The organism is Spirosoma sp. 209 (assembly GCF_002006735.1).
GTDB lineage: Bacteria > Bacteroidota > Bacteroidia > Cytophagales > Spirosomataceae > Spirosoma > Spirosoma sordidisoli.
In genome coordinates this window covers 73325-97847 of record NZ_MVEC01000005.1, presented here as the reverse complement: position 1 = coordinate 97847, position 24523 = coordinate 73325, and the positions used below count along the sequence as shown (strand labels likewise).

The window sequence follows — 24523 nt, the reverse complement described above, 5'->3', positions numbered from 1 at the left end:
ACCGAGTTTAAAATTGCTTTGGTCGACCTGGAGATGGCCGATTATGACTGGTCAAATTGGCTAAATTCGGCGTCTTTATCAATTTTACGGTAGTAAGATTTATTAAGCGGCATAGAAACCTTATCGGATATACAGTCTTTGATACAAATCACTACATGCATATTATTCTCGAAACCGTAGTACAGGCGGCCCTCCCCGACGTCTGGTCTGGGTTTGATCGTAAGCTGTTCGATCAGCTCAGCCCACCTTTTCCGCCCGTTGAGGTAGTTCGTTTCGATGGTTGTTTACGGGGAGATGTGGTTCTCCTGCGGTTGAATTTTCTGGTGTTTCGTCAGGACTGGGAAAGCCTGATCACCGATCAGCAAACCACGACTAATGAAATTTACTTCATCGACGAAGGAGTCCGTCTGCCGTTTTTCTTACGATATTGGCGACATCGGCACCGGCTGGTCAGACACGAGTCGGGCGGAACCGTCGTTATCGACGATATTACGTTCAGAACCCCGTTTCGGCTGCTTGATTACCTGATGTATCCGCTCCTGTGGGCGCAGTTTGCGTACCGAAAACCCATATACAAACGGGTATTTAAAGCCTGAACGATTACCGACCCGATTACCCGGCCGAGCTGACAGGCCAGCATCAGCGGGCGGGTAAGATCTCGGGCTGCCCCCGTTCCAGATAGCCTTTTGAGCGCTTTGGCCTCTACTTCTGTGCGGCTCCGGTTTTCTCAACTGCTCCGATTACGTTACTTTTGTTCATACTGGCTTTCAACCTGACTGCATGAAACTCCCTAACTTGACTACGCGTATCTTTCTGGGCATGGTGCTCGGTATCCTGATTGGTTACTTGTTTCCGGCAACTGACTCAGGATTTTCGGGAACGGACCTGAATATACTTTCCAAAATTTTTCTTCGGCTGATTAAGATGATCATCGGGCCGCTGGTATTTGCCACCCTGGTCGTGGGTATCGCTAAACTGGGCGACTTTGGCACCGTTGGTCGGATCGGACTCAAGACGCTGGCTTACTTTTATTTCGCCACCATACTGTCGCTGGTTGTTGGGCTGCTGGTGGTAAACATCCTGAAACCAGGCGAGGTAATGAGCCTGCCCCTGCCTCCCAAGGGAACCGATACGGGGGTTGAAGTGCCTAAGATGACTTTTGAGAACTTCATTACCCACATTGTACCAACGAGCTTTATCGATGCCATGGCCACCAACGAAATACTACAGATCGTGGTCTTCAGTATTTTCTTCGGTATTGCGGTCGGGTCCATTGGAGCCCAGGGAAAAATCGTGATCAAAGCCCTCGACGCTTTGTCGCATGTCATGTTTAAAGTGACAGGGTATGTGATGTCGTTTGCACCGTTTGGGGTGCTGGGTGCCATTGCGGCCGTAGTAGCGCAGCAGGGGCTCGGTATACTGGCGGGCTATGCCTACCTGATCCTTTGCTTCTTTGGCGGGCTGCTCTTCTTCGTTTTTGTCGTTCTGTGGGTAATCTGTCTGGTCGTGCGGATTCCCTATCTGGCGCTGCTGGCCGAAATCAAGAATGCGATCATCCTGTCGTTCAGTACGGCCAGTTCGGAGGCTTCGTTTCCGCAAACCATTGAGGCTCTACGGCGATTTGGCTGCTCAGAACGAATCATCTCGTTCGTACTGCCCCTGGGATATTCGTTCAACCTCGACGGGTCAATGCTCTACATGACCTTCGCAACGGCTTTTATTGCCCAGGCCTACGGCGTACCGCTAAGCATTGAACAGCAGATTACGATGATGCTGACGCTGATGATCACGTCTAAGGGAATTGCCGGGGTACCGCGGGCGTCGCTGGTCGTTATTGCGGGCACCATGTCCCTGTTCAATTTACCCATCGAAGGGCTGGCTCTGTTGTTGGGTATCGACCAGGTTCTGGATATGGGGCGCAGCGCCACGAGCGTGGCCGGCAACGCGGTAGCCACCTGTGTAGTCTCTAAATGGGAAGGCGAATTCCGCACTCATCCTATTGATTCTGAAGAGATTACCGCTTAGTAAAGATTGCGCCCGTAGCTGAACAGAAATGCAGAACGTTGCCGGGGATTTTGTAGGTTAGATGGGAATATTAAAAAACCGTTTTACCTAAACCCGTATACTGTGGAATCGTCCTTCACCTCGCTCAGCACCCAGGTCAAAGCCAGTGCCGGTGTGCGTTTTATTGCGTATCTTATCGATGTCGTCGTGGCTTACGTGCCGCTATTGATTCTGGGCGTCATTAGCTACAGGCTTTCCTTCATCGGAATGATTTTCGCTCTTGTTTACTTTCTCGTTAAAGATGCGCTGCCCGAAGTGGGCGGTTTCCTGGGCGGACAAAGCATCGGAAAAAAGCTGATGGGTATCAAAGCGGTCCGGGAAGATACCGGCGCCGGTCTGCTGGGCGATTACGGCACGGCCATCACCCGGCAGGTGTCGCTCATGATCCCGGTTTTTAACATCATTGACGCCCTGATGGTATTAAGCGATGAGAAAAAACGCTTTGGCGACAAATGGGCCAAAACGATTGTTGTCAAGGCCTGACCGGTTGTTTTCATCACAAAAACCACAGTCCCGACCGGGGGCTGTGGTTTTTTTATACCGTCTATATACCGCAATGGCAGTTCATCCGTAAATTGGTTGTTGATTCAGTGCAGGCCCTGTTCATTTGTCTGTTCATTAGACAACCTAAACGATATACCAAACTCTGTGAATATTCTCGAAACCCACCACATCGTCAAACAGTATGCCGAGCATCGGGCACTGGACGATGTCAGCCTCCATGTACCCAAAGGCAGTATTTTTGGGCTGCTTGGGCCCAATGGCGCCGGTAAAACCTCGCTAATCCGTATTATTAATCAGATCACCGCTCCCGATTCGGGGGAGGTCATCCTGGATGGTGAGCGGCTCAAGCCGGATCATATCAAGCGTATTGGCTACCTGCCCGAAGAACGCGGCCTTTATAAAAAAATGAAGGTTGGTGAACAATTGCTTTACCTGGCTCAACTGAAAGGGCTGACCGAGAAAGAAGCCATGGAAAAGCTCAAAATCTGGTTTGTGAAGTTCGATATCAAGACCTGGTGGACCAAGCAGGTAGAAGATTTGTCGAAGGGTATGCAGCAGAAGGTGCAGTTCGTGGCCACGGTCATGCACGAACCCGATCTGATCATACTCGACGAGCCGTTTTCCGGCTTTGACCCCATCAACGCCAATCTGATCAAGGATGAAATTCTCGAACTACGCGACAGAGGGAAGACCATCATCTTCTCGACCCACCGCATGGAATCGGTTGAAGAACTCTGTGATCACATCGCGCTCATAAACCGATCTCACAAAGTGCTCGATGGACCTAAACGAGCCATCAAAGAGCAGTTTAAAACCCATACCTACCATGTCGAGTACCAGGGAACGCTTGACGACCTGCCGCCTGCCTTCGAAGTACTGACCACCACCGCTACCGACGATAACTTTCAGCGAACGGATATCCGGATTCCGCCCGACGCTGCCGTCAACGAACTGATCCGTCACCTGCTCGATCGAGTGGCGGTTCGGTCATTTGGCGAGAATATTCCCAGCATGAACGATATCTTCATCCAGGCCGTCGGCGAAACCAACGATTAATGCCGGCCTGTGCTGCCGGATCGTGTACCGTCAAAGCCTATTCACTTATCAAGTCCATGCATACAATTTTCCTGATTATCAAACGCGAATACCTGGTCAGGGTGCGTAAACGGTCGTTCGTGATCATGACCATCCTGGGGCCATTGCTGATCTTCGCCTTCTATGCTATCATCGGCTGGGCGGCCGTAAGCTCCATCGACCAGAAAAAAGTCGCCGTCGTCGACGAAAGCGGCCGGTTCACCAACCAGTTCAAAAATGATGAAGAAACGACCTACTCCTACGAAAAACAACCGTTGAGCGTCGCCAAGAAATCGTTTGTCAAGCAAGGGTACGATGCGCTGGTGTTTATTCCGAAAGATGTCATCGAGAGGCCCAAAACCGTGCAGATTTTTGCCCAGAAGAGCGTCAGTCTTGATTTGCAGAACAATATCGAACGCGCTATTGGCAAGGAGATCGAAACCATCAAACTAAGCGAAGCCGGCATTACCCAGAAGGTAATCGAAGACGCTAAAGTCAACGTCGATGCGCAGACGATCAACCTGAGCGATGCGGGTGAGAAGAACAGCAACGCCATTGCCACCACCATTATCGGGTATTTCTGCGCTTTCCTGATTTACATTTCGGTATTTATCTACGGCACTCAGGTTATGCGGGGCGTCATGGAAGAAAAAACCAACCGGATCGTTGAGGTGATTATCTCGTCCGTAAAGCCTTTTCAGCTGATGCTCGGGAAAATCATCGGCGTGGCTCTGGTTGGTCTGACCCAGTTCCTGCTCTGGATCACCCTCACCATTGGCCTCTTTACCATTGGCGGTACCATCATGGGCGACAAGGTGGACCGGGGGCGGCAGGCTATGCAAACATCCGGAGCCGCCGGGGCCATGGCTCAGGGACCGGCTTCGGCTGAGGTGAAAAAGACGCAGGAGAGTGCCGTTGCCAGCGTGATGCGTGCCATCGATACGCTCAATATTCCCTTGATCGTAGCCTGTTTTCTGTTCTATTTCCTGGGTGGTTACCTCATTTACAGTGCCTTGTTTGGAGCCATTGGCGCGGCAGTCGACAACGAGACAGAAACGCAGCAGTTTATGTTTCCGATTACCCTGCCCATCATTGGCGCCATTGCAGTAGCCCAGTTCGTGATTCGGGATCCTGATGGGCCGCTGGCCTTCTGGACGTCGATCTTCCCGCTGACCTCGCCCGTGGTCATGATGGTACGGGTACCATTTGGGGTGCCGGGCTGGGAGCTGGCCCTGTCTATGGTGTTGCTGATCCTGGGCTTTATGGGTACCACCTGGCTGGCTGCCCGCATCTACCGGGTGGGTATTCTGATGTACGGCAAACAAGTGTCGTACAAAGAACTGTCGAAATGGGTGTTTTATAAGGGCTAAACCCCATAGAACAGAAGAGGCCCGCTGATCACAGGTTACAACTTGTGGTCAGCGGGCTTCTTTCATTCAAGGAAACCGGGTTAGAAGCCGATGTCAACCACCAGGGGCTGAACGAGCCATTGACCGGTAGTCAGGTTGTAAACGCCACGGGCACCTACCTCAAAAGGAGTGCGCAGGCGCAGGGCGTTTACGATGAACGATACGTCGACGCCCGCGGTCTGGTATTGATTGGTTCGGGTCTGATATCCGCGCAACTGCCCCGTGGCCGTTCGAACCTCAAGTCGGCTTTGTCCCTGGGCGGCATCCAGAAAACCGGCAGCTTTGATCCGCTGTACATACAGCCACCGCCCCAGCGACCAGTGCGTATCGGCAATCGGCAACCGGTATTCAGCGCTCCCGGCCAGGATCTGATCATCGCTGACGTAGGCCTGACCGCGTGGGTAAAATACAACCGGCGCAAACCGGTACGTACCCCGCGACTGTTGCTGGAAACCGCCCCGCAGCCGTAACGAATGGTGTTTACCAAGACCCGGCACGAACAAATTTCCCTGAACGCCCCATTGCTCGGCCTGTAGTCGACCCCCGAAGGGCGTGTGTCGGTAAGTGGCCGAAAGCGTCTGTCCCCAGCGCGGAGCCACGTCGCGCTTACTTTGCCGCAACAACCGACTATAGCTCAGCGCGTAGCTGAGCGCATTCAGGGAACCCGTTCCGCCTACCTCGGTAATACTGCGGAAGGGAAGGTCATAATCGGTAACGGCCAGGTAGTTATAATAGGCAGACATCGACGCGGCCTGGCTGTATTTCGACTGGGTGAACTGGAGGGGAAGCCGAAACCCGGCCGTGAGCTGGTTATACTGCCACCGATCCGAGCGCAGACTGTCGACCGGAGCGGCCCTGTCAATGTACAGTGAGGTGTTGCGGTTACCGCGCTGAAAGCTGACATCGATGATCGGGTAGAGTCCCTGGTAGCTAAGCAGCGCATACGCATTGCCGACGCGTTCTGCCTGGTTATAGGTATAGCCAATGCTAACCTGGGTGGTGCTGAGCAGATCCTGCGAGCTTAACCCTACATTGAGCGCCTGGCCGGTGCTGCTCACGATCGGCCCCCAGTTGTAGACGTTGAGCGCATGGGCCAGCCGCCGGAAGCGCGTGGGCGTATAAACCTGGGTGGGGGCCAGTGAGTCGTTGAGAATCTGCCGGCCCAGGGCGGCACCCGGTTCGAGCTGGGGCAGGGCACCAAAATACCGTACCAGCTCGGCCGGATTGCCAGCCGGGGCAGAAGCCGACAGCGCAGTCCAGCGGGAAGGAGCCAGGGGCATGTCAACAATCCGGTAGCCATCGGCCGTAAATTCTTCGACGGCTAGTTTACCCCCCGAAGGAGATACAGCCACATGATAAGCCGCCAGAGGCCGGGACGTAACCTGGAAAACCTCCTTCGTCTTGGTGTTGACGGCATACACGTTGTCGATTCCCGAACGGGGCGAGTTATAGAAAACATAGTCGGACCACGGCTGCGGATGGCTAATGTTTTCCCGGGCAGCCGGTAGTAAGTCGGTACTGAGTCCCGTTCGGGTATCAACAGCCTGTAACGTCTTATAGCCGTTTTTCAGTTTTACCGTCACGATGGTTTGGTTATCGGCAGCCCAGCGTGGGTGCAGGTAGAAAGCATCGTCGGGGTTGGGAAGGGTGGCCAGCTGCCGTCCGGTCTGCGCGTCGAGCACATGCAGGCGGGTTTTGTAGTTGTCCGTATTCTCAACCACGATGAGTTTCTGGTTATCGGGCGATAAGGCAACGGCGGTGTAGCGGGTGCGGTGGGTCAGGCGGGTGAGCTGGCGGGAAGCCAGGTCGAGGAGCCGGATGTTCGAATAAACGCGCTGGCCCCAGCGCGGATCATAGCCGTATTCGATCCAGCAGACCCGCTGTGCCGTAGCCGACAGCATGGCCGGATCGTTCGGGAAGCCCTGTACATGAACGAGCTGTTCAGATCCGTTTTTGCTGAGCAGAACCAGCCGGGGCGTATCGCCCAGGCCGCTTTTGACGGCAATAACCGATGAGTCAGTAATGAACTGCGGATACCGGTAGCTGGTAAAAACGGGTCGATCCTGCCCCGCTTTTTCTGGTGGCGCGATGGCGTAGGGCGAAACGGGGGAGAGGGTCAGGTTTTTCTGCTGCGTGCGCCAGGTTTCGGTCAGGTCGTCCATCGTTTTCCTGTACAGATCATCCACACGCAAACCGGTCTGATCTTTAACACTGGCCGAAAATGCAAAGGGCCAGGGTACGCGCCGGTAGTTACGGTTCAGGATGTCGCTCCAGGCCTCGGGGCCGTTGGCCCGTTTGAGGTAGGTCGTCATGAAATAACCCAGCACATAATGGTTCGGCACGTTATCCCGGAACGAGCCACTCACGGCCTTGGCGTAGGGAAACTGTCGTCCGGCCAGCAGGTTGGCCCGCATACCCAGGTCGAAGTTGGGAATCCGACCCCGACCGCCAGTACTCAGCAGCGTTTCGGTACTGACAGCGTCGCCCTCGGCAAACCAGTCCGGAACGGTCAGATAAGCACTCGTCAGTCCCGCATTGCCAAACAGGGCAAACAGCACTCGTCCATAGTGTTGAAGAGCTTTTTCGGCCTGAACAACGTGCCTGTATTCATGCACGGCCAGCAGGTCGAGCCAGTCGAGGGTACCCAGCAGCCCCGGGTCCTGGGGCGGAGAGGTAAAGAATTCGGACCGGCGGGGGAGCAGCGTCACAAACCCGTTGCTGACGGTCGTTTGGTTTTGCAGCAGCACCGACACCCGCCGGGGCCGCCGGTTCAGTGACGCGCTGACCGGTTCGTATAACTGCTCGAGCCGCTGGGCCGTGCGTTGGGCGGTGGTGTCGAAGCCGGCGGGATATAATACCCGAAAATGCGGTGTGGAGAGTCGATACCAGCGTAGCGAAGTCGGGTTCTGATCAAGGATTGGCAGCGTTTGGGAAGCGGCCGGAAAACAGAATAGCAGGCTAAGCCCTGCGAGCAGACGAAGTCGTACCATAGAATGTCAATGATACGAAGTTTTTGGCTAAACAAAACGCCCCTTACATGACGTGCTGAGCGGTTTGTTTAACCAAATGGGTGTTTAAGAGAATTTCACCGCCCAGTTAATGAGTTTCTTCACCCGGTCGGTATAGGGCGGAAATATGAATTTCATGGTGCCGAAGTCGCGCTGCATAACCCCCCGCTGATTCGAGAATTCCTGAAAACTGAAGAACCCGTTCGATTTACCCAGCCCGCTATTGTTGACCCCGCCAAACGGCAACTCGACATTCCCGAACTGAAGGAGTGTATCGTTAACGACGGTGTCGCCGGCCGAGGTGCGGTCCAGAATGTATTGGGTATGTTCGCGGTTACGGCTGTGGATGTACAGAGCCAGGGGTTTATCCCGCTGGTTAACCCGGCTTAGGGCCTCATCGAGGGTGCGGTACGTCACGACCGGCAGCACGGGACCAAAAATTTCTTCCTGCATAATCCGCATACCATCCGTAACCTGCTCAAGTACAGTTGGCTCAATGAAGTTCTCGGCTTCGTTCATCCGGCCGCCTATGCTGACGGTAGCTCCCTGCTGAACAGCCTCGTCGACCAGCGACCGGATTCGCTGAAAATGCTGCTGATTAACGATGCGGGCGTAGCTGGCCGAAGCTTCGACGGGCTGACCGTCTGGACTGTACATGCGTTTCAGACAGTCGCGCATGGCTTCCAGAAAGGGTTCGCGGATCGACTCGTGCACCAGTACATAGTCGGGAGCGATGCAGGTCTGGCCGTTGTTCAGGCATTTGCCCCAGGTTAGCTGCTCGGCCGCCTGCCGGATATTGGCTGAGTCATCGACAATAGCGGGCGACTTGCCGCCCAGTTCAAGCGTTACCGACGCGAGGTGCCTGGCCGCAGCCGTCATTACGATCCGTCCTACTGCCGGACTGCCGGTAAAAAAGATATGGTTGAAAGGCAGGTCGAGCAGCGCCTTCGACACGTCGGCATCCCCTTCGAATACGGCTACTTCATCAATCGGAAATAACTCCCGAACCATGCGGCTGATCAACGCTGCTGTATGGGGCGTCATTTCGGAAGGCTTCAGCATACATACGTTCCCCGCGGCAATGGCCGAAACCAGCGGTTTGGCAATCAGCGCGAACGGATAGTTCCAGGGCGCTATGATCAGCACGTTCCCCTTGGGTTCGTGACGGATATGACTTTTAGTCCCGATCAGACTGAGGGGCGTGGGAAGCCGCTGGGGACGCATCCACCGGTTCAGGTTTTTAACGATGTGCTTGATTTCCGCATTGACCGACATCAGCTCCCCCAGCGCTACCTCCGCGCTGGGCTTCCGGAAATCGTTGTACATCGCCGTTTCGAGCTCCGACTGATGGCTCAGCATCCAGTCCTGGACCCGTTTGATCCGTTCGATCCGCTCCTGGGAGGTGGTCAGAGCCATCTTGGGCGCAAACCGGCGTTGCCGGTCAAAAATCGATGTTATCTCATCTCGCAGGTCAGTGGTGGCTTGTAACGGTTGCATAGGCAGGTTAAGTCGTGTTGATTAGATTCAAATGGATAGGGTAAAAGTACAAAAAATCCCGGCAATCCACTGGCTTTAGTATTTCAAACCGGAATCGTATATCTTAGCAACACCTTAGTAAACCCGAACCGAATGACACTTGTCAGCGAAAACATTCGTTATCTGCGCAAACTGAATGGTCTGACGCAGGAACAATTCTCCCGAAAAATAAATATAAAGCGTTCTTTATTAGGGGCTTATGAAGAGGGGCGCGCAAACCCAAACCAACAGAATATACAGGCCATTGCCCGGGCCTTCAACACAACCGTTGAATTGCTAACGCGGCAGGACCTGCGCAAACTCCGCGAAACGCCCAACCTTAGCATACCGCTCGGGCAACCCGCCCGTCCTGCCGACGTCCGTATACGGACCGACAACATCCGGTCAGATGGCAAGATCAACCCAGCCGAGGATGACCCGTTCGAGCATCCGGATTTTCCGGACATCTTCGCCGATACATCCCGACCTGTTACGCCGGAACCGCAGCCGCTCTCGGCCGTTCTGAACAAATACTACCGGCCAGACGAGCAGCCCCAGCCCGCCCCCAGACCGGCACCCGTTCCGCCGGTCATTACCCCACCGGTCCGACCCGACCAGGTAGCCGCTGAGCGGCCGGCCCCGGTTGCCTATCAGCCCGCACCGCCCGCGTCGCCGGTAGATCGTTTGTTTGGGCAGACCCCGCCCGCTCCGCCATTCAGGCCTGTCGAGCATCGCTCCGTTGACGTGCTTACCTTCAACAATGTGTACGAGGGGCCGGGGGCAGCCAGCCCGGCCAGTGCACCCGCTCAGGCCGTTGCCCCGACCATAGCGGTGGTCATGCAGGCGCGGTACGCGGAGTACGGTCAACGCTATCAGCAGCCTGATTTTCTGCGGCAGCTACCGGCTATGCACCTGCCTACCTTACCCGAAGGACACTACCGCGCCTTTGAAGCTGGCGATGATTTTGCTTTTCCGGGTGCGTTGCTGGTTGGCCAGTTTGTACGAAACTGGTTCGACATCGCCGACGGAAAACTGTACGTTCTCCTGACCAGCCGCGACGGAATCAGCAGCCGGCGGGCCTATAACCAGGTGAAGGCCAAGGGAACGCTGCTGCTCACGGCCGATCAGGCCGACATCCCCAATCGCGAAGTTGCCCTGAAAGAGGTGCTGGAGGTCTGGGAAATTCAGGCTTTCGTCAGCCAGCAGCTCCCACCGCCCCGGGCCGACTCGACCCGCCTGCGCCAGCTGGCCGACGAACTTCGGTTCGAGATTGACCGGCTGTAGAACCGGTTCCGGATGGGTTGCCGATGATCGGAAGCCCGCTGGCTCGACTTTCTGCTTTACCCGTGTCTGAATAAAACTCTATTTGATAAGTAGGGTTGTGACTGTGTACAATCAATCACAACCCCTATGCAGGCGCAACAGACACTGAATGCCATGGAGCTGGACAAGCTCAAAGACAGGATTAAGGATATCCGGATTGCTATGCTGACCACGCTGGAGTCGGATGGCGATTTTCACACCCGCCCCATGGCCACCCACGAGATCGACGAGGACGGCAGCATGTGGTTTTTTACCTATGACAACTCGACGAAGGTAGCCGAGATTCAGCAGGACCAGCGCGTCAGCGTCGCTTTTTCGGATCCCGGCAGCGAGGTGTACGTCACAACAACCGGGCGGGCCGACGTGGTCAGGGATCGGGCAAAAATCGATGAGCTTTGGAGCGACTTCCTGAAAACCTGGTTTCCCAACGGGAAAGAAGACCCGCACATTGCTTTGTTGAAAGTTACGATCCACGGAGGTGAATACTGGGACCGGCCCGGCGGGAAAATGGTCAAGCTGTTCGAAATGGCGAAGGGCGCCCTGACCGGCGATGCCGACAAAACCGGTCGGAACGAGAAGTTTGGCGACGTGCCGAAGTAAATTGCGGGTGTTTTGCGGTCTTAAACCCGATAAAAGGCAATTTGTGACGCAGAAAGACGGAACTTTGGTCCGCAAAACACCCACAATTCCTGAATGCGTTATTTCCTTGAACTGGCCTACCGGGGCACCAACTACCACGGCTGGCAACGGCAACCCAACGGGCTGAGTGTGCAGGAGGTGCTCGAAACGGCCCTTACAACGATTATCCGGCAACCCATTGGTATTGTCGGCAGTGGCCGAACCGACGCGGGCGTTCACGCAGCCCAGCAATTTGCGCACTTCGAACTTGAATCGCCCCTGCCCGCCCATCTGCTTCGTTCGGTCAACAAACTGATCCCAAGCGACATTGTCGTCTACGATTGCTTTCCGGTAGGCCCGCGCGATCATGCCCGCTATACCGCTACCTATCGCTACTACCAGTACAGCATAATTCGACGTAAGGACCCATTTCGCGATGGGCTGGCCTGCGTGTTCTTTCTGCCGCTTAACGTTGACCGGATGAACGAAGCCGCCAGCCGCCTGCTGCTGCATACCGACTTTCAGAGTTTCAGTAAGGTTAAGACGGATGTTAAAACCTTTAACTGCCGGATTGACTTTGCGTACTGGAAGCGCCAGAACAACGACGAGCTGATGTTCCATATTCGTGCCGATCGATTTCTGCGGGGTATGGTACGGGCCATTGTCGGTACGCTTCTCATGGTGGGGCAGGAGCGGATGAGTGTCGATGAATTTGAGCAGATCATCCTGGCCCGCGATCGTCAGGCCGCCGGGCGGGCGGCTCCGGCCGAGGGGTTGTCGCTGGTTGAAGTGGGCTACCCGGCCGAGGTGTTTGCGCAACGGCAGAACCGACCCACCGTATAGGGTGTTTATCTCGCAGAACTGAATCAGTTCAGACGTCATGGACGAGCCGCTGACGTGTATTCACCATGGAATGTCGGGTAGGCAGCTAACTCCATGTAACAAAAAGCATCTTGAAAATCGGAACTATTATTCTGGCCGCCGGCGATTCGTCGCGGATGGGCGGAGAGCCGAAGCAACTGCTGACCTACAAAGGGCAGTCGTTGATTCGGCGCATAACAGAAACAGCCCTGGCGCTACAACGTGGGCCCGTTGTGGTCGTACTAGGGGCCAATCGAGAACGGATCGTGCCGGAGCTGCAGGGGTTACCGGTTACGCTGGTCGATAACGCCAGCTGGCCAACCGGTCAGGCTTCGTCACTCAAAACGGGACTGGCTGCTTTATACATTACCCATAAGGATATTGACAGAGTGCTGGTGCTGCATACAGACCAGCCGCTGGTGTCGCTGGGCTTGTTGCTGCATATGGTCGAAGTCGGGAAAGACGATCAGAAAGGGATCATTGCCTGTCGGTACGATACCCAGCTGAGCGTACCTGCCTTATTCAGCCGCGACTACATTAGCGATCTGCTTGGTCTTGAGGGGGATAAAGGCGTAAAATGGGTCATCGGCAAACACCGGGACGACTGCTCGGAAGTGCCCTTCGAGGCTGGGGCCATCGACCTTGACTCCCGCCGGGATATTGAATTTTTTCATCAGGTATTGGCACAGGTCCAATGACATCCGTATAATTGAGCCCGACTCCGACGAGTCGGGCTTTCTTTATGTTGCTCCACGGAAACGCTACTCATGCAAAAACTCGCTACTGCCCGTACGCTGCAAACGCGGCTGACAACTATCCTAAAAACCGTGGAGAGCGAATTCGGACACCTGTCTGACGAGCAGCTCCGCTGGAAACCGGCTCCCGGTTCGTGGAGCATAATCGAATGTCTTCAGCACCTTAACCTGGCCGAACGGTACTACATCCGCAACCTTCAGCACAAAGTCGATCAGCTGGGCCTCGTACAAACGATGCCGACCGATCAGATCCTGGCGTCTGATCTGGTAGGGCGGACCCTGAACTGGATCGTCAACCCGGAAACCAAACTGAAAATTCCGGCGCCGGGAATTATCAAACCCCGCTCGTCTGTCGATCTGCATCCGGCCAATGTGCTGGCCCAGTTTCTGGAAATTCAGTACCTGCTTCGCGACCTGCTCGACAAAGCCGTTTACCTCGACTGGAACGCCGACAAGCTGTCCACTATTTTCGGCAACTGGCTCAAAATCCGGGTAGGCGACGCCCTACAGATGCTGGTATCGCATTCAGAGCGGCATCTGAACCAGGCCATGCGCGTAAAGAAGGAAATGGATACCTTTGCGGCTACGAACAATAACCTCTAATGAAACAATACATTACACAGGACCCCTGGTCCATTGTCGAAACTGATTTCCACCGCGACTATAATGAAATCACCGAAAGTCTGATGAGCCTGGGCAATGGCCGGCTCGGACAACGGGGGAATTTCGAGGAGAAGTTTACCGGTAAAACCCTGCAAGGCAACTATGTGGCCGGCGTCTATTACCCGGATAAAACCCGCGTAGGCTGGTGGAAGAATGGCTATCCCGAGTATTTCGCCAAAGTGCTCAATGCGGCAAACTGGGCCGGCATTGATATCGATATCGAGTACGAAAGCCTTGACCTGGCTACCTGCGACGTGCGCGATTTCCGGCGTGAGCTGAATATGCGGGAAGGGTACCTCGAACGGTCATTCGTGGCGGTGCTGAAAAGCGGGAAAGAGGTCAAGGTCAATGCCAAACGCTTCTGTTCCATCGTCGATGATGACGCCGGTGCCATTCGTTACAGCCTGACCCCGCTCAACTTCGACGCCAAGATCACCGTAACGCCCTACATTGATGGGGCTATCCGGAACCGGGATGCGAACTATGACGAGACCTTCTGGGACGAAGTGCGCAAGGAGACCGGCTACGGCGAAGCCTATATCGAGCTGCGGACCCGAAAAACCGGATTCCATGTCACGACCGGCATGTGCGTGGAAATCGAACAGGACGGTCAGAAGATGGATTACCAGTCGCAGCCGATCAAATACGAGAAGTACGTGGCCAACCGGATGACTCTCGACTGTCAGCAGGGCCAGGAAACGGTTATCTATAAATACGCCGTGAACCTGTCCTCGCTCAACCACGACTCCGATGAGCTGATGCGCCTGGCTCACGAGGCCATTGCCCGGGTATCCCGCAAGGGATTCGACCGGATGCTGTTCGAACAGAAGCAGGCCTGGGCCGACAAGTGGAAAATGAACGATATCGTCATTGACGGTGACGTAGCCGCCCAGCAGGGTATCCGGTTTAATATTTTTCAGTTGAACCAGACCTATACCGGCGAGGACGAACGACTCAATATCGGTCCTAAAGGGTTTACCGGCGAAAAATACGGGGGGAGCACCTACTGGGATACCGAAGCGTACTGTCTGCCCTTTTACCTGGCTACTGCCGACCAGAAAGTAGCCCGTAATCTGCTGATATACCGGTACAAACATCTGCAGAAAGCCATCGAGAATGCCCGGAAGCTGGGCTTCCGGGCGGGGGCTGCGCTCTACCCAATGGTGACGATGAACGGCGAAGAATGCCACAACGAATGGGAAATTACCTTCGAGGAAATTCATCGAAACGGGGCCATTGCCTACGCCATCTACGATTACGTGCGGTATACCGGCGATGAATCGTACCTGACCGATTACGGCCTGGAAGTCCTGATTGCCATCAGCCGGTTCTGGAGCCAGCGGGTGAACTGGTCGGCCGCCAAAAAGCAGTACGTCATGCTGGGCGTTACCGGACCAAATGAGTACGAAAACAACGTCAACAACAACTGGTACACCAACTACATTGCCGCCTGGACGCTGCGGTACACCATCGAAGCGGTTGGCAAAGTAAAGGCGTTGAACCCCGAGAAATACGCTGACCTGTGTGAACGCATCCACTTCCGCGAAGAAAAGGAAGTTCAGAACGCCCAGCATATCGTCGACAATATGCACTATCCGTACGATCCCGAACGGCAGGTTTTCCTCCAGCAGAGCGACTTCCTCGACAAGGATCTCATGCCGGTGTCGGATATTCCCAAAGGCCAGCGTCCGTTGAACCAGAACTGGTCCTGGGATCGGATTCTGCGGTCGTGTTTTATCAAACAGGCCGACGTACTGCAGGGGCTCTATTTCTTCGAGGATGAATTCGATACCGACACGCTCCGCCGAAACTACGCGTTTTATGAGCCCATGACGGTTCATGAATCATCGCTCTCGCCCTGCGTCCACAGCATTCAGGCGTCGAAGCTGGGTATGAAAGAAAAAGCCTACGAAATGTACCTCCGTACTGCTCGTCTCGACCTCGACGACTACAACAACGATACCGAGGACGGCTGTCACATAACGAGTATGGCCGGAACCTGGCTGGCGGTGGTGAAAGGCTTCGGCGGTATGCGGGTCGATGCCGAGGGGCTATCGTTCAGTCCGTACTGTCCGGAAAACTGGCAGGGTCTGGCCTTTAAAATCCGGTACCGGGGCGCCTTGTTACAGATTACCACCACCCAGCAGGATGTAACGGTACAGAATTTTTCCGTGCAACCCGTTACGCTGCGGGTACATGGCGAAACGGTGACCATTGCGGGTGAAAGTAAGCAGACGGTCACGATACCAGTACTGGCGTAAAACGGATTCGGCCCGCGGGCGCGACTTTATTACAATACCCTACTAAAAGGCCCATCAGACTGCTGTTTGATGGGCCTTTTACAAAAATGCTGTCCCAGCAGTAAGCGGTTTCAGGGCATTTCTTCATCCGGGCCGCTCAGTAGCTGATACAGCTGGCTGCCGTCGGGGTATATAATATCCGCAATTCGCCACTTGCCCCGCAGCTGGATCATGCGGCACCGGATTTCCTGTTGCTCACCAAAATTTTCGAAAGTAACCCGTACTTCAGTCGCCCCATCCCGTTCGGCAGCCGGATGAACGTTAAACTTTTTGATGTCGATATCCTGCGCATTATACAACGGATCGGCGTCAAGCATGCTCTCGCCCGCTTCGGTGGTTGTCATATCGGCCCAGATCAGGTCAGCCAACTCCCCGTCAAAATAGCGGCTCAGCAGCGGCCTGTCGTCAGTCTGAAAAAACGGTCCGTTGCCCGCGTCATGCTGCCTGTACAATTCCCGGACAAGTGCGTCGGGTGTCGATGGTTTTTTTACCCGGGAAGCCGTAACGGGCGATGCCTGATTGGGTGGTGTATCCTGCTGGGTATCCTGGATCGTACAGGCGTACGTACCTGCGAATAAGCCGATGATAAGCAGTAGCTTCGTAGCGTACATGGGGCATGGTAAGAGTGGTGGATAGGGTAAAGCTACAGATTATTATGGTAAACGCTTTTTAGACAGTTACTTAATGGTAGTTTTGGTTGCCCGGGCAGATCATGGTGGCTGCCAGTGAGCTCATCAACGAACATAGCCTCTCATGGGATTTGACTGGATTGAACCGGTATACGATATACTGGCGAAGATTGTTTTTGGGTCGCGGCTACAGCGGGCTCAACTCCGCTTTATCGATCAGATTCACCGCCAGCAAACGAGCCGCGAACCGGCCGATTCATCCGTCCTGTCGACGCCGGTTTCGGTACTGCTCCTTGGGGGCGGAACGGGCTGGTTGCTGCAACAGATCTTACAGCGATGCCAGCCCGTTCGGGTGCTGTACCTGGAAGCATCGAGCCAGATGCTGGCCCGCGCCACCCGCCGTATCCTGCATCAACCGTTCTCCATTGAGGTCCGATTCCAGACCGGTGACGAGCAGACGATACCGGCCGATGAGCAGTTTGATGTGATTATCACCCCGTTTGTTCTCGACCTGTTTACCAGGGCTACCCTCCAGCATCGAATGATTCCGCGCTTACTGGAAGCGCTCCGGCCGGGGGGGATCTGGCTGGTAACGGATTTTGTGCCCGCTCAGGGCTGGTGGCAGCGGGTGTTGCTATGGAGCATGATCCGGTTCTTCAGGCTAACCGCCGGCATAGAAGCCCGTCAACTACCCGACTGGCAGCTGCTGATGAGCCAGGCCGGGCTGGTCTGTCGAGACCGACAGTCGGCCGTGGGAGGAATGGTGTCGGCGGAGGTGTGGGAGCGGTAGGAAGTCTACAGGTGTTCCAGGGTTTCGCTGACCTCCGTATAGTCGGCAATATCGTACCAGTCGTCAGTACCCAGGTTCAGCCAGCGTCCATCGGTTCTGGGGCGTTTGGTTTGGGCTTCAGCCGGATCGTAATCGTAGGCATAAACGGTACTCATAACCCGCTGCAGGGTAGACCAGGGCAAGGTCCGGGTCCGTTCGCGTCGGTCGTGCAGGGTCAGAATCTGAACATTCCGGGCTACAAACGAGGCCGTCATGCGCAGCTCCATACCCTCCTGTCGACCGTTGATCCGCAGGTAGGTGAGCTCAAAAGGTCGTTCGCGCCCCATCGACTCGTAAGCGGCCTGAATCAGTTCCTGAACCAGATACTGCCAATCGTCGGGACTGCTATTGGGCCGCTGTTCCGGACGACCCTGGCGCACTGGACCCGCTGTGGGTTCGAGTTTAATATCCCAGAAATCGTCGTCTTCGTCCAGCTGCTCTTCGTCAACGCGCTGAAGTTTGGTTTTTTCTGCCAGCGAAATCAGGGTTTGTCGCCAGGTTTGCGGCAGGCGCCCTGTCCAGCCGAAATCGTCGTCGCGGGTGTAGCCCTCGGCAATCAGCTCGTCCTCGTCGATATCATCGCGGTCGGGGTAGGTGATGGCCAGGTCGACGCTAATTTCGCCAACGAGTGGGGTAAGCGTCAGGGTATAGAAATAAGCGTAGGGCGCCGGTAACGATCGGGCTGTCTGGTAGCGAATCTGAATAGACTTAAACGACATGGGTGCAAAGTAGTTGGCCCGCCATCCTACACGATGCGGGCAATGGTAGCCTGCCGATCTAGTTTACCGGTGGGCGTTTCGGCAAAGTTGGCAACAATACGCCATTCTTTTGGTACGGCATACGGGCCAATGGCAGTCCGGATGGCCAGTTGAAGGGGCTCCCAGTGCAAATGCCAGTCGGGAAACGGTTCACTAACGAGCGTTACCCGCTGCCCGAGCCGCTCATCGGGTATGCCCGCCACAAATAAACGGGGTACGGGTCCAGATTTGGCCAACTCCTCCTGAATCAGGCGTTCTACTGGTTCGGGTTGTATTTTTACGCCACCCGTATTGATGATGGTATCGGCGCGGCCCAGCAGCCGGAACCGATTATCGGGCAGTAGCGTAACGACGTCGTTGGTCTGGATGCGCTGCTGGTTGGTGGCCGCCGACGTAATGTGCAGACAACCCCGCTCGTCGGTGCCGAGCGTTACCCCGTCGAGAGCCGTAAACCAGTCGCTCCGTTCCGGGCCATTCAGTCGCCGGAGGGCTATGTGCGAAACGCTTTCGGTCATGCCGTAGGTGGCGTAGACGGGGGCACGTATGGCTTGTATAGCCTCTTCCAGAGCCGGGCTGGTAGCGGCACCACCTACCAGAATTGCTTTCATCGAATCGAGCAGGTCGACTTGCGCAGGTTGCCCCGTATCCGGATCGATCGTGTCCAAAATGGTCTGTAGCTGCAGCGGAACCAGGGCCGCAAAGGCAAACTGGTCTGCGGGGGCATGGAAACCCGCCAGGGGATTGCTGACGGGTTCGATGATCGTCATGGGCAACTTCAGTTCGAGGCCCCGAACGAGCATCATGACCCCGGCCACATACCGGATGTTCAGACAAACCAGGGCCGGATCGCCGGGTTGGAGCCCCAGGGTTTGGCCAGTAAGCCGAGCGCTGGCTTTCATCTGGGCGCGCGTGAGCCGGATTGGTTTGGGCGTACCGGTCGAGCCGGAGGTGTGTAGGGTAAATTCGTCCTGACCGCTCAACCAGGCCGTGCAGAAAGCCAGCGCTTCGGCTTCGTAGGGGGTATGTGCGTCCGGCCAGGTAGCCGGATCGGGGAACGCAAGCACCATAGAATCAGGGCGCAGCGTACCGGTTATCTCCCCCGGCAGAGGCCGCCTGGCTAACAGGATTACTCGAATACCCGAACCGTACGGGCAATGAGGTCGGGAGTCACTTTGTATTGTTTGAGCGGAAGCGAAGCCGGGCCGACCAGCACCTTACCGCTGGTATCGAAACGGGACAGGTGCAGGGGGCAGTAAAACTGATCGCTGGCCGACTTAAACGTCAGCTTTGTACCGGCATGTGTACACTCGGCCGATACAGCTACGAAGTTGCCGTCTTTGGTTCGGGCAACAATGACATCGTTGGCAATGACATAGCCGCCGTTTACGTTCAGATTTTCGTTGCTTTTATCGTCCAGGCGTAGGGTGAAATCCAGCTTTTCGGTGGCGGGGCGGATGGGGTCATCATTTCCCTGAGCCGCGCAGCCGGCCAGGCATCGATTCAGCAGGATAGCGCCGATGCCGGTGCCCACCAGCCGGAAGAAATGTTGTCTGTCGATCGGTCGTTTATCCGGAGCCAGTGAGCTGGTTTGCATGGTGTTTTGTTGTACTTTTACGGCCATAAGCCGGGTTTTTGGCGAAAATACGCAATATTTCTGTCATTCCACGACAGCGAACAAAGTCGTTCGCCGGGCGGTTATCCGAAGTACATATGGAAGAAGCGAAAGTAATCATCAATCCGATTTCGCCGGATAAAGTAGCCGAATCACCGGGCCTCCTGGCATACGCGCATACGGCGGGCGGTGCCGTTATCCGCCCCGAAGACAAAGGTAAGATTACGGGACGGGCCGTGTCGGCCATGCGCGAGCAGACGGACATGCAGCTTAGTCAGCTCTACAAACAGATGCAGCTGCTGGCCGACCAGGCTACGGCCATTCGTCACCGGGTCGAAGTGTCTGAACGGATCTATGCGGCCCAGATGAATTTTGAGCCGGTAGTTGGGCATACCTACTATTTCTATACCCGCCGGAACGGAACGGATGTGCTGTCGATGATCGGCCCGACGGAGTGGGGGCGTACGTTTCCGTTCGAGCGTTGCCTGGCCACCGTTCGTATGATGGCTGATCACACGTGGGATGTTCAGTATCATGATGTTTCATATAATGAGTAGTTTATACTCACCCAATGCACTATGCAAAGCAATTTCCCCTGGGAACCCATAAAAGAATATCAGGAGATTCTGTTCTCGTATTACGACGGTATCGCTAAAATCAGCATCAACCGCCCGCATAAGCGTAATGCCTTTACGCCCTTAACGGTCAAAGAAATGTCGGAAGCCATGGAACTGGCCCGGCAGGACGAGCGGGTAGGGGTCGTTATCCTCACCGGCGAATGGGGCGAAGCGTTCTGCTCAGGGGGTGACCAGTCGATCCGGGGCCATGGTGGCTATATCGGCGACGATCAGGTACCCCGGCTCAACGTGCTGGACCTCCAGATGCAGATTCGGCGGATACCCAAGCCTGTTGTGGCTATGGTGGCCGGCTATGCCATTGGGGGCGGTCACGTGCTGCACGTAGTCTGTGACCTGAGCATCGCGGCCGACAATGCCCGCTTTGGGCAGACCGGTCCTAAAGTCGGCTCGTTCGACGGTGGGTTTGGCGCCAGTTACCTGGCCCGGGTCGTGGGCCAGAAAAAAGCCCGCGAGATCTGGTTCCTCTGCGATCAGTACAATGCGCAGGAAGCGCTGGATATGGGGCTGGTCAACAAGGTGGTCCCCCTCGATCAGCTGGAAGAGACGACCGTGGCCTGGTGCCGCAAAATGCTCGAGAAAAGCCCGATTGCCCTCCGGATGCTGAAAGCGTCGTTCAATGCCGAACTGGATGGGCAGGCCGGTATCCAGCAGCTGGCGGGTGATGCCACGCTCCTGTACTACCTGTCGGACGAAGCCAAAGAAGGAAAAGATGCTTTCCTCGAAAAGCGCAAACCCGACTTCAGTAAGTTTCCGAAGTTCCCATAGCGGACATAACTGGTATAAGAAGGCGACGGATCAATGGCAAACAGGCTGTTGATCCGTCGCTTTTTTGAGTGTCGAAAAATCAAAACGGCCATAGAGGGGCGCGTTGGGCATACGTTGCCCTGACGAACCAGCTACCGGTTGGGAATTTGTAAAACGGCTGCTCCCGTTTTGGAATCGATCTCCCGAACGAGCCGATCCGGGTGCCGGATAATCATGATTTCTACCGAGCCCGTGCCCACCTCCAGGGCCAGAATGTGCCCTCCGGTTATTTTGAACTCTTTGTCGGCAACCACACCGTGCAGATGAAGGGCCGGTTTGTTGTCCTGCCAGGCAATGCTACCCGTCAGGCTAACCAGCTCGGTGTCGCGCAACGCTCTCGGATCGTAGGTTTTGGTAGCTGCGTTCCAGAAGCCGAACGTCGGATGAACAAAACCCAGCCCGGTAATACTGGCGCTGGGAATGGCCTCCTGCCGGGTAAGCTGTTCAAGTTCCTGAAGCACATTGTCGCCCTGCTGTAATACCACCAGGTAACCCGTTGGCGTAGTCATGTAGTTTCTGGTTTGTTTTTTGGCTGGTTGCGCCTGCCCCGCACTGACAAAAACAGTGCAGAATGCCAGTAGTATAAACAAGGTAATACGCATGACTGGGTCAATTAAGTGAATTGGAATACGGTCGGTTTATTCATTACCCATGCCGGTCAGGAGCGGGCCAGGATAATCAGGACAAGGCCAGCTAGGTACGCCCCGCCCATCAGCCATAAGTATCGATTGGCTGTCGACGGGGCCTCTTTGAACTCGTGCCAGGCGAATAACCCCCACAGAACCGAGACAACGGTAGCCCCCTGGCTAAGCCCGTACGAGACCGCGTCGCCGGCCTGTTTGGAACCGAGCAGGAGCGCAATCATACCGATCCCCCAAATGAAACCACCCCCGATGCCTGCCAGATGAGTACGGAATGGAGTTTGCCCGTACGTCGGCTGGCCAGATTCGTCGGTCAGGATGAACCGGCGGACCAGGTATTCGACCAGTGAGTTGCTGATGAGGATACCAAGGGCAAAAAACAGCAAACCTGTATACGGGGTGAGCAAACCCGGTTCGGGCGACGTATGGTCGGTAACCAGCGCGCTCGATATCAGCCGGAAAAAGAAGCCCGCAACCAGTCCGCCCGCCAGCGCGATCCAGATCCCGCGGGTGTCGTCGGGTGTTTTTCCGGTATCGGCCTTTTTCTGCTTTTTCTGATAGGCCAGTGCACTGAACACCATGGCCCCCAATATGGCTGCCCCGCCCAGGGCCAGCAACCAGACGCTCCCCTGTGGTTCGGCGAGGTAGTTGACGACCAGCCCGATGGCTAGGGATAAGCCCGTTCCAACCGGCATGGCGATCGATATACCAGCCATGCTGATGCCGACTGTCAGTAAGGTGTTGCCGATATTGAAAACCAGCCCGCCCGCCACCGCCAGCAGCAGGGCCTTTGTCGTTGCCTGGCCCATATCGTCGAACAGTGACCTGCCCTCTTCGCCGAAACTGCCCAGCGTAAACCCCAGGGCCAGGGCAGTCAGGAAAATGCCGTACACGTAGTCGCGATAAAAGACGTAAAGCGGGGCTGACTGGGTCACGTATTTCTGGGCATTTGACCAGGAGCCCCAGAGCAGCATGGTCAGCAGGCAGAGAATGATGGCTACGGTCGGTTGGTTCGTACTAAACATGGGCTGTACAGGAAGAGTGGTGGACTAGACTACGACCCGGGTTGCGAGTTAATCGAACTGCTGAACGAGCATCCGCACCCGAAACAGGGTGCCTCGTCCCTTGATACTCTCTATTTCCAGACTGGCACCCACCAGTTCACAGAGTCGTTTAACAATCTGTAAACCAACGCCTTCGCCTTTTTCGGTTGAGCGGGCCATCAGCTGGCCGAGCGGTTGCCCGGTCGGTACCTGATGGTCATCGTTGGGGGGCATGGGCGTCGGCTGGCCTTCTTCGGGAGCCAGCACGCTGGTTTCTTCAACAGTCGGTTTAAGCTGTTTATGGAACAGCTCCATCAGATCGTCGGGTAGACCCGGGCCCGAATCCTGAACACTGAATCCCCACCGCCAGTCATTCTCTGCCGACCAGGATATAGACACCATGCCGGGGCGATCCGGGCTGGAGGGGGTGTAGGTCAGTGCATTCAGGATGAGGTTCTGCGCAATCCGGTAGATCTTAACCCGGTCAGACTTAACCTTCAGACTTTCCGGCCCGTCGGCCCGTATGATCAGGCCCCGTTCTGCCACCATTGGGCTTACGCTGGCAACCAGGTCGCCTAAAAGAGCGGCTGCATCGAACTCTTCCAGCTGCAGGGGCTCCTGACCCGCTTCCAGGCGAGCCAGATCCATCAGGTTGGTCAGCATCGACTGCACATGGGTCAGATTGCGGTTGAGCATATCCATGAACTGTTGGCGTTCTTCCGGACTCAGATCGTCCATCCGGAGAAAGTAAGCGGCCCCCATGCTCAACCCCAGCCCACTCCGCAAATCATGGGATGATTTACGGAGGAGATCGCCACGCTGGCGCGACAGCTCTTCCATCTCATGCAGGGCCTGCTCCAGGCTCGAAGCCCGGTTGGCAGCCTGAAGCCGCTGTAATTCATCGTGTTTGGTGACGCTGCCCCGTATGGTCTCGTTCATCAAAACCAGAATCTGCTGCTGGGCCTGTAGTACCAGATCCGGATCAACATGCGGGAACAACTCCCGAAACAGTTTCAGCTCATCGAACAGGATAACCGACAGGTGGTTCAGCTCCCGCAGCAGTTCCGGCAGGGCCAATGATTTTTGCCAGCGATGGAGTCCGTGCGACTTGGCCGCAATAATGGGGTCGTTATCGGGCACTTTACCCAGCAGCTGTTGCTCCAGAATGTCGAGTATAATCGGCATCAGGTTATTGAACTCCTCGCGCGCTAGCACCGTGATCTTGCGAAGAGAAGGGTCCGACTCGCAGGCAGAGCGCCAGTTGTTAAGCAGCGTTTCCCGTCGATTGAACAGAAAAGCCGTTAGCTCGGAGATTGCGTTTGGCTGATCAGCAGGGCGTGCGTTCATACAATGGAATTCGTCAGGACTACATGCCGGACCGGTACCAACAAACTGGCGCCGGGACATGCAGTCGTACAGGCAGTATTGCCCTTAGTTGACTGGTAAACATGCCAAAAGGTTTTGCGTGGGTGAGA

General features: G+C 55.5%; 23 protein-coding genes. 14 read left to right on the top strand and 9 right to left on the bottom strand.

Going from position 1 to position 24523, the window contains the following annotated elements:
* The first annotated feature begins 155 nt into the window (after nt 1-155).
* The 5 genes from B1C80_RS10290 (at nt 156) to B1C80_RS10270 (ending at nt 5012) form a co-directional block, all read left to right on the top strand.
* Entirely contained in the window at nt 156-596 is a 441-nt protein-coding gene (locus B1C80_RS10290; protein WP_077921005.1) for a hypothetical protein, read from the top strand.
* A gap of 184 nt (nt 597-780) precedes the next feature.
* Entirely contained in the window at nt 781-2025 is a 1245-nt protein-coding gene (locus B1C80_RS10285; RefSeq protein WP_077921004.1) for a dicarboxylate/amino acid:cation symporter, read from the top strand.
* A gap of 102 nt (nt 2026-2127) precedes the next feature.
* Nucleotides 2128-2547 (top strand): RDD family protein, encoded by a 420-nt coding sequence (locus B1C80_RS10280; protein WP_077921003.1) that lies wholly within the window; start codon nt 2128-2130, stop codon nt 2545-2547.
* A 165-nt stretch (nt 2548-2712) separates the two neighbouring features.
* A complete protein-coding gene (locus tag B1C80_RS10275) occupies nt 2713-3624 on the top strand; it encodes an ABC transporter ATP-binding protein (RefSeq protein ID WP_077921002.1) in 912 nt (303 codons plus the stop codon).
* A gap of 56 nt (nt 3625-3680) precedes the next feature.
* Nucleotides 3681-5012: an ABC transporter permease gene (locus B1C80_RS10270; protein WP_077921160.1), complete on the top strand. Its 1332-nt coding sequence runs from the start codon at nt 3681-3683 to the stop codon at nt 5010-5012.
* 80 nt (nt 5013-5092) lie between these two features.
* Here B1C80_RS10270 and B1C80_RS10265 read toward each other — a convergent pair whose 3' ends face one another.
* Nucleotides 5093-8041, bottom strand: a complete 2949-nt coding sequence (locus B1C80_RS10265) for a hypothetical protein (protein ID WP_077921001.1) — start codon at nt 8039-8041, stop codon at nt 5093-5095.
* 84 nt (nt 8042-8125) lie between these two features.
* Entirely contained in the window at nt 8126-9556 is a 1431-nt protein-coding gene (locus B1C80_RS10260; protein ID WP_077921000.1) for an aldehyde dehydrogenase family protein, read from the bottom strand.
* 132 nt (nt 9557-9688) lie between these two features.
* Between B1C80_RS10260 and B1C80_RS10255 the strand changes: the two genes are divergently transcribed.
* The 6 genes from B1C80_RS10255 (at nt 9689) to B1C80_RS10230 (ending at nt 16055) form a co-directional block, all read left to right on the top strand.
* The gene (locus B1C80_RS10255; RefSeq protein WP_077920999.1) at nt 9689-10858 is read left to right on the top strand and encodes a helix-turn-helix transcriptional regulator; all 1170 of its coding nucleotides are present in this window, start codon (nt 9689-9691) and stop codon (nt 10856-10858) included.
* 126 nt (nt 10859-10984) lie between these two features.
* Entirely contained in the window at nt 10985-11497 is a 513-nt protein-coding gene (locus tag B1C80_RS10250; protein WP_077920998.1) for a pyridoxamine 5'-phosphate oxidase family protein, read from the top strand.
* Between the two features lie 93 nt (nt 11498-11590).
* Nucleotides 11591-12358, top strand: coding sequence for a tRNA pseudouridine(38-40) synthase TruA (gene truA, locus B1C80_RS10245; RefSeq protein WP_077920997.1), 768 nt, complete (start codon nt 11591-11593; stop codon nt 12356-12358).
* 110 nt (nt 12359-12468) lie between these two features.
* Nucleotides 12469-13074: an NTP transferase domain-containing protein gene (locus B1C80_RS10240; protein WP_077920996.1), complete on the top strand. Its 606-nt coding sequence runs from the start codon at nt 12469-12471 to the stop codon at nt 13072-13074.
* Between the two features lie 69 nt (nt 13075-13143).
* Nucleotides 13144-13734, top strand: a complete 591-nt coding sequence (locus B1C80_RS10235; protein ID WP_077920995.1) for a DinB family protein — start codon at nt 13144-13146, stop codon at nt 13732-13734.
* On the top strand, nt 13734-16055 hold the full coding sequence (locus B1C80_RS10230; protein WP_077920994.1) for a glycoside hydrolase family 65 protein: 2322 nt from the start codon (nt 13734-13736) through the stop codon (nt 16053-16055). The genes B1C80_RS10235 and B1C80_RS10230 overlap by 1 nt, the downstream gene beginning before the upstream one ends.
* A 110-nt stretch (nt 16056-16165) precedes the next feature.
* On the opposite strand, the gene B1C80_RS10225 is transcribed toward B1C80_RS10230, so the two are convergent.
* Nucleotides 16166-16705, bottom strand: a complete 540-nt coding sequence (locus B1C80_RS10225) for a DUF3828 domain-containing protein (protein WP_077920993.1) — start codon at nt 16703-16705, stop codon at nt 16166-16168.
* A gap of 142 nt (nt 16706-16847) precedes the next feature.
* Between B1C80_RS10225 and B1C80_RS10220 the strand changes: the two genes are divergently transcribed.
* Nucleotides 16848-17513 carry a trans-aconitate 2-methyltransferase gene (locus B1C80_RS10220; RefSeq protein WP_077920992.1) on the top strand — a complete coding sequence of 222 codons (666 nt, stop codon included), beginning with the start codon at nt 16848-16850 and terminating at the stop codon, nt 17511-17513.
* Between the two features lie 5 nt (nt 17514-17518).
* Here B1C80_RS10220 and B1C80_RS10215 read toward each other — a convergent pair whose 3' ends face one another.
* Genes B1C80_RS10215 through B1C80_RS10205 form a run of 3 tightly spaced genes read right to left on the bottom strand, consistent with a single transcriptional unit; the run spans nt 17519 to nt 19904 of the window.
* Nucleotides 17519-18271 (bottom strand): hypothetical protein, encoded by a 753-nt coding sequence (locus tag B1C80_RS10215; RefSeq protein WP_077920991.1) that lies wholly within the window; start codon nt 18269-18271, stop codon nt 17519-17521.
* Nucleotides 18272-18297: 26 nt separating this feature from the next.
* Nucleotides 18298-19377, bottom strand: coding sequence for an AMP-binding protein (locus B1C80_RS10210; RefSeq protein WP_077920990.1), 1080 nt, complete (start codon nt 19375-19377; stop codon nt 18298-18300).
* A 59-nt stretch (nt 19378-19436) separates the two neighbouring features.
* On the bottom strand, nt 19437-19904 hold the full coding sequence (locus B1C80_RS10205) for a ubiquinol-cytochrome c reductase iron-sulfur subunit (protein WP_077921159.1): 468 nt from the start codon (nt 19902-19904) through the stop codon (nt 19437-19439).
* A 116-nt stretch (nt 19905-20020) separates the two neighbouring features.
* On the opposite strand from B1C80_RS10205, the gene B1C80_RS10200 reads away from it, so the two are divergent.
* Both B1C80_RS10200 and menB read left to right on the top strand, forming a co-directional pair.
* Complete coding sequence (locus B1C80_RS10200) at nt 20021-20479, top strand: DUF2452 domain-containing protein (protein ID WP_077920989.1); 459 nt, start codon at nt 20021-20023, stop codon at nt 20477-20479.
* Nucleotides 20480-20500: 21 nt separating this feature from the next.
* Nucleotides 20501-21325, top strand: coding sequence for a 1,4-dihydroxy-2-naphthoyl-CoA synthase (menB, locus tag B1C80_RS10195; RefSeq protein WP_077920988.1), 825 nt, complete (start codon nt 20501-20503; stop codon nt 21323-21325).
* A gap of 131 nt (nt 21326-21456) precedes the next feature.
* Here menB and B1C80_RS10190 read toward each other — a convergent pair whose 3' ends face one another.
* The 3 genes from B1C80_RS10190 to B1C80_RS10180 are packed head-to-tail and all read right to left on the bottom strand — an operon-like array spanning nt 21457 to nt 24395.
* Complete coding sequence (locus B1C80_RS10190; protein WP_077920987.1) at nt 21457-21966, bottom strand: PPC domain-containing DNA-binding protein; 510 nt, start codon at nt 21964-21966, stop codon at nt 21457-21459.
* 56 nt (nt 21967-22022) lie between these two features.
* Nucleotides 22023-23030: a GRP family sugar transporter gene (locus B1C80_RS10185; protein WP_077920986.1), complete on the bottom strand. Its 1008-nt coding sequence runs from the start codon at nt 23028-23030 to the stop codon at nt 22023-22025.
* 48 nt (nt 23031-23078) lie between these two features.
* Nucleotides 23079-24395 carry a sensor histidine kinase KdpD gene (locus B1C80_RS10180; RefSeq protein WP_077920985.1) on the bottom strand — a complete coding sequence of 439 codons (1317 nt, stop codon included), beginning with the start codon at nt 24393-24395 and terminating at the stop codon, nt 23079-23081.
* Nucleotides 24396-24523 lie beyond the last annotated feature (128 nt).